We start from the raw sequence: 5,947 nt of genomic DNA, 5'->3' as shown, positions 1-5,947 counted from the left end.
TCCCGCCTCGCCGACCCCGACACCCTCCACCAGACCCCCATCGGCGTCTTCCGCTCCATCGAACGACCGGTCTACGACACCCTCATGGCCGACCAGCTCGACGCCGCGGTGGAGCGGTACGGGAAGAGCGACCTCGCCGCGCTGCTCGCGGGCAACGACACCTGGTCCGTCGTCGGCTGACACCCCGACGGACCACCCACACCGGAGGAGATCCCATGGCCTACGTCATCGCTCGACCCTGCGTGGACATCAAGGACAAGGCATGCCTGGAGGAGTGCCCGGTCGACTGCATCTACGAGGGCCCGCGCAAGATGTACATCCAGCCGGACGAGTGCGTCGACTGCGGTGCCTGCGAGCCGGTCTGCCCGGTCGAAGCGGTCTTCTACGAGGACGACCTCCCGGAGGCCCTCGGCGAGTACCGCATCGCGGACCGCGAGGTGTTCGACAGCCTGGGCCTGCCCGGCGGTGCGCGCGACCACGCCCCGCTCGCGGCGGACCACCTGGTGGTGGACGCCGTGCCCGTGCCGTCCCAGACCTGAGCCCCTCCGACGCCGGATCAGGCTCCATCCGCCCCCATCCGCCCTTTCCGTCCCGCGAGCCTCACACGGATCGAGTCCCTCCCCATGGCCAAGCCCCTTGTCCTCATCGCCGAAGAGCTCTCGCCCAGCACGGTCACCGCGCTGGGTCCGGACGTCGACATCCGGTACTGCGACGGCACCGACCGGCCGGCCCTGCTGTCCGCCGTCGCCCACGCCGACGCCCTTCTGGTGGGCGGTGCCACCCGTGTGGACCCCCAGGTGATCGACGCCGCACGCCGGCTCAAGGTCGTCGCGCGGGCCGGCGCCGACCTGGACACCGTCGACGTCCCGGCGGCCACGAAGGCCGGCGTGCTGGTCGTCAACGCCCCCTCCTGCAACGTCGTCAGCGCCGCCGAACTCACCTGCGGGCTGCTGCTGTCCACGGCCCGCACCATCCCGCAGGCCGACTTCTCGCTCAAGAGCGGGGAGTGGGCCCGCCAGAGGTACATCGGCGTCGAACTGGCCGCCAAGACCCTCGGCGTCATCGGTCTCGGCCGCGTCGGCACCCTGGTGGCCCGGAAGATGTCCGCGTTCGGCATGCGGATCCTCGCGCACGACCCGTACGCCACGGAGGAGCGGGCCCTGCACGCCGGTGCGCGTCTCGTCCCGCTCGACCGGCTCCTGCGGGAGTCCGACTTCGTCAGCGTGCACGTGCCGAGGACACCGGAGACGGTGGGCCTCGTCGGCGAGCGGGAGCTCGCCCTCGTCAAGCGGTCGGTACGGATCGTCAACGTGGCCCGCGGCGGCATCGTGGACGAGGAGGCGCTGGCTGCCGCGCTGAAGGACGGACGCGTCGCGGGGGCCGGGCTCGACGTCTTCGCGGTGGAGCCGTGCACCGCCTCCCCGCTGTTCGGCCTCGGCAACGTGGTGGTCACCCCCCACCTCGGCGCCTCCACGCACGAGGCCCGGGAGAAGGCCGGGACCTCCGTCGCCCACTCGGTGCGCCGGGCCCTCGCGGGAGAGCTCGTACCCGACGCGGTGAACGCCCCGGGAGGCCCCGTCGCGGAGGAGGTTCACCCCTACCTGGCACTCGCCGACGACCTCGGTCACGTCTTCACCGAGCTCGCGGGGCGTCAGAAGGCCACGCGGCTGGAGATCGAGGTCCGCGGCGAGGTGACCCGGCACGACGTCACGGTCCTGGAGGCCGCCGCGCTCCGTGGGACCCTTGCGGCGCTCGTCCCCACCAGGCCCTCGCTGGTGAACGCGTCGGACCTCGCACGCGACATCGGCATGTCCGTGACCTTCTCGACCGGCTCCGAGAGCCCGGACCACCGCAACGCCATCGCCCTGCGCGGCGTGCTGCCGGACGGCAGGCCCCTTGCGGTCGCCGGCGCCCTGTCCGCCCGGAAGGGCGCCCACCGACTGGTCCGGATCGACGGGTGCGACATCGACCTGAACCTGACGGACCGCATGCTCGTCCTCTGGTACGCCGATGAACCCGGGGCCATCGGCAAGGTCGGACAGATCCTGGGCGGTGCCGGCGTCAACATCGCCGACATGGAGGTCGCCCGGTCCGGCGGCCTGGCGACGGCGGTCATGTCCGTCGACACCGAGGTCCCCGAGGCCGTGGTGGACCGCCTCGTCGCGGCCCTCGGCGGGGCGTCCGCCGGATTCGTCCGCCTCACGCCGTAGCGGGACGGCGCCCGCGGCCCCTGCCCCAGGTGGGCACCGCCCCGGCGCCGGCCTCACCCGTACTCCCCTGTTCCGTACACGGAGCGGGGGAGTACGCGTGAGGAACGGGGACGGTACGGGTGACCGCACGCCGACGGCCTAGGTGTATTGATCACGAGCGTTGTTGACACTGGTCTGGTCTTGAACATGGCGAAGACCTCCGGTGTGGTGGGAGCTGTCTAGGAACTCACCGCCCGGAGGTCTTCGTGCCCCACCGTAATGCCCGGCTGACCGTCTTCGGTAGGAGACTGCTGGTCGAAGGAATCCGCTCAGGCCGTCCGGTCGCCCATGTGGCCGCGGAAATGGGCATCTCCCGGGCCACGGCCCACAAGTGGATCCGCAGGTGGCGGGCCGAGGGAGATGCGGGCCTGCACGACCGGTCGAGCCGGCCACGCACCACCCCGCACCGGACCGCGGCCGCGGTCGAGGACCGCGTCTGCGAGCTGCGGCGAACCCGCAAACTCGGCCCCGCACGGATCGGCCCGATCCTGGGCCTGCCCGCCTCGACGGTCCACCGGATCCTGACCCGCCACCGGCTCAACCGGCTGGCCTGGCTGGACCGCCCGACCGGCACGGTGATCCGCCGCTACGAACGCGAACGACCCGGCGAACTCGTCCATGTCGACGTGAAGAAACTCGGCCGGATCCCCGACGGCGGCGGCCACCGGACCCTGGGACGCCAGGCCGGCCGGGTCACCCGCAGCAGCGTGGGTTTCGACTACGTCCACTCCGCCATCGACGACCACTCCCGCCTCGCCTACAGCGAGATCCACCCGGACGAGAAAGTCGCGACCTGCGCGGCCTTCCTGGCCCGCGCGGCCGCGTTCTTCCACAGCCAGGGCATCACCCGCATCGAACGGGTCCTGACCGACAACGCCTGGGCCTACCGCAAGGGCCTGGCCTGGAAGAACGTCCTGACCGACCTCGGCGCGACCGGCAAACTCACCCGGCCCTACCGGACACAGACCAACGGCAAAGTCGAACGCTTCAACCGCACCCTGCTCGACGAATGGGCCTACATCCGGCCCTACACCTCAAACACCGAGCGCACCGAAGCCCTGGCAGACTTCCTCCACACCTACAACCACCACCGCTGCCACACCGCACTCGACGGACACCCGCCCATCACCCGCGTCAACAACCCTGCGGGTCAATACACCTAGGGCCTGCCGTCGAAATCCCCTCTGCCCCGCGACGCCTGGCACGCGCTCTCGCCGCACCGGGCGAAAGCGCGAGTACGTCCAGTACGAGCACTTCCACCCGGCACACCGAGAGCACGCACCAGACGCCGCAGGGCCGCCCTTCGGGCAACGAGGGGATGGTGACGACAGGCCCTAGCGGTGAGGCGCCGACGCGCGGCAGAACGCACTGAACGCCGCCGCCCGACGTGTCAGCCGGACACCCGCCGGACGCGCCAGGACGACGTCCAGCGGCCGTATCTCGTCCTTGATCCGGCGGATCACCAGGCCGCGCCCCTCGTAGCTGACGTCCGCGAGGGGGCGCTGTATGAGCAGCGAGTAGCCGGCGCCCCGGGCGACGAGGCTGCGCACCATCTCGAAGCTCTCCGTGCGGTGCCGGATGCGCGGGGACACCCCGGCGGAGCTCAGCACCTCGTTGAAGTAGCGCAGGCTGGGCGGGACGTCGAGCGCGATCATGTCGTGGTCGGCGAGGTCGGCGAGGCGGATCTCCTCCTGCTCCGCCAGCGGATGGCCGGGCGGCAGCAGGACGTAGGGCTGGGTCGCGTACAGCGTCTCGTACTCGATGCCGGCCCGGATGTCGACGCCGTAGAGGACGGCCAGCTCGCACGCCCCGTCGAGCAGGAGCTGCTGCAGGTCGGTGAGGGACCCCTCCACGAAGTCCAGGGTCACCTGGGGGCGGGCGGCCCGGAACTCCTCCAGGACACGGGGCAGGAGGAACGGGGCGATGGTGGTGAAGCAGCCGATCACCAGGCTGCCCGAAGGGGCGTTCCCCAGGTCGCGCATGCCTGCCTGGAGCGCGTCGGCCCGGGCGAGCAGGGAGCGGGCCTCGGGCAGGAGGAGCCGGCCGGCCTCGGTCAGCGTGAGCCCCTTCGCCTTGGAGCGCAGGAGCAGCTGCACGCCGATCTGCCGTTCCAGCTGGGAGATGGCGACCGACACCGCGCCCTGGGTCACGAAGAGCTGCCGTGCCGCGCCCGTCATGGTTCCGGCCTCGGCGCACGCCACGAACGCGTGCAGCCTGCGAAGGCTGATCCGTTCAGTCATGAGGGAATTCCATAACGCACCTCACTATTCCTTCGTTTTCAATTCGACGGTCATGGCGCAGACTTGGAGTACCAAGTCATGGAGGTTTCGCAATGGCGCAGATGAACGAAACGGCCGGCTGCCCTGTGCATCACGGTTTCGACCCGCTTGGTGACGCCTACATCGCCGATCCGTATCCGATTCACAGTGCGGTGCGGGAGGAGGCGCCGGCGTTCTACGCCTCGTCCATCGACATGTGGGTGATCACCCGGTACGACGACATCGAGGCCGTCCTCAAGGACCCGGGGACCTTCTCGGCGCGGGTCGGCCAGAAGCCGGTCTTCCCTCTCTCGGGAGAGGCGCAGGAGATTCTGAAGAAAGGATTCCGCGCCTACCCGGTGATGTCGGACTGCGACCCGCCGAGGCACACCCGCATCCGCAAGCACAACATGACCGGCTTCTCGCCGCGTCGGATCGCGTTGCTGGAGCCGAAGGTGTGGGCCAAGGCCACGGAACTGGTGGACGCCATCACGCCCGGGCAGGTGGACCTGGTCAACGCGCTGACCTATCCGCTTCCGGCATACATGATCTTCACGTTCATCGGCTTCCCGGACGAGGACATGGACATGCTGAAGAGCTGGTGCGGGAACCGCATCGCCTTCAGCTGGGGACGCCCGAGCGCGGACGAGCAGCGCGAGATCGCCACGAACATGACGCATTACTGGGAATACTGCGAGAACTTCGTCGCCAAGCGAGCCGCGGAACCGGTCGACGACTTCACCAGCGACCTGATTCGGATCCATCAGGAAAACCCCGAGGGCCTGTCGCTCGAAGACATCACCAACGTCGCCTACGGCCTGAGCTTCGCCGGCCACGAGACGACGACGAGTTTCACCGGGAACGCGATACGCCAGCTGCTGAACAATCCCGAGCAGTGGGCCGCGATCTGCGCCGACCGCAGCCTCATCTCCAAGGCGGTCGAGGAGATCCTCCGGTTCGACAGCAGCATTCCCGCCTGGCGGCGCATCACCACCAGGGCGGTGGACGTCGGCGGTGTCGAGATCCCCGCCCAGGCCAAGGTGCTGATCCTGCTCGGCGCGGCCAACCGGGACCCGGAGCACTTCGAGGCGCCCGAGACGTTCGACATCCACCGGGGGGACGCCCGCCGCCACCTCGCCTTCGGCAAGGGCATCCACTACTGCATCGGGGCCCCGCTGGCGCGGATGGAGGCCCGGATCGCCCTCGACCTGCTGGCGCAGCGGGCACCGGGCATGCGGCTCGTGGAGGACCAGGACTTCGACTTCCCGGCGAACGTCTCCTTCCGCGGCCCCCGGAACCTGCTCGTCGAATGGCCCGGATGACCCTCCGGGTGCCACAGGTCCGGGGGGGGGGGGGGGGGGGGGGGGGGGGGGGGGGGGGGGGGAAGGGGGGGGGGGGGGGGCGGGGTGGGGGGGGGGGGGGGGGGGGGGGGGAGTGGGG

General features: G+C 70.4%; 5 protein-coding genes and 1 pseudogene. 5 read left to right on the top strand and 1 reads right to left on the bottom strand.

Annotation, left to right across the window (positions count from 1 at the left end; all coding sequences use genetic code 11):
• From ACZ60W_RS36895 to ACZ60W_RS36880, 4 genes and pseudogenes are all read left to right on the top strand, one after another.
• A pseudogene (locus ACZ60W_RS36895) lies at nt 1-180 on the top strand (2-oxoacid:ferredoxin oxidoreductase subunit beta); the annotation flags it as partial.
• Nucleotides 181-215: 35 nt separating this feature from the next.
• Nucleotides 216-539, top strand: a complete 324-nt coding sequence (fdxA, locus tag ACZ60W_RS36890; protein ID WP_469759779.1) for a ferredoxin — start codon at nt 216-218, stop codon at nt 537-539.
• An 84-nt stretch (nt 540-623) separates the two neighbouring features.
• Nucleotides 624-2,210, top strand: a complete 1,587-nt coding sequence (gene serA / locus ACZ60W_RS36885; protein ID WP_469759778.1) for a phosphoglycerate dehydrogenase — start codon at nt 624-626, stop codon at nt 2,208-2,210.
• Nucleotides 2,211-2,455: 245 nt separating this feature from the next.
• A complete protein-coding gene (locus ACZ60W_RS36880; RefSeq protein ID WP_469759777.1) occupies nt 2,456-3,412 on the top strand; it encodes an IS481 family transposase in 957 nt (318 codons plus the stop codon).
• Nucleotides 3,413-3,583: 171 nt separating this feature from the next.
• On the opposite strand, the gene ACZ60W_RS36875 is transcribed toward ACZ60W_RS36880, so the two are convergent.
• Entirely contained in the window at nt 3,584-4,489 is a 906-nt protein-coding gene (locus ACZ60W_RS36875) for a LysR family transcriptional regulator (RefSeq protein WP_469759776.1), read from the bottom strand.
• Between the two features lie 191 nt (nt 4,490-4,680).
• Here ACZ60W_RS36875 and ACZ60W_RS36870 point away from each other — a divergent pair, with 191 nt between their 5' ends.
• Nucleotides 4,681-5,829, top strand: coding sequence for a cytochrome P450 (locus ACZ60W_RS36870; protein ID WP_469759775.1), 1,149 nt, complete (start codon nt 4,681-4,683; stop codon nt 5,827-5,829).
• Nucleotides 5,830-5,947 lie beyond the last annotated feature (118 nt).

It is taken from the genome of Streptomyces sp. NPDC104202, assembly GCF_055584185.1.
Note: the sequence above shows the minus strand (reverse complement) of the source record. Positions and strands in the feature narration are given on the sequence as shown.

What these genes read in the sequence shown, in the direction of transcription:
- ACZ60W_RS36875 (WP_469759776.1), bottom strand. Translation starts at nt 4,489, where the DNA reads ATGACTGAACGGATCAGCCTTCGCAGGCTGCACGCGTTCGTGGCGTGC.
- fdxA (WP_469759779.1), top strand. Translation starts at nt 216, where the DNA reads ATGGCCTACGTCATCGCTCGACCCTGCGTGGACATCAAGGACAAGGCA.
- serA (WP_469759778.1), top strand. Translation starts at nt 624, where the DNA reads ATGGCCAAGCCCCTTGTCCTCATCGCCGAAGAGCTCTCGCCCAGCACG.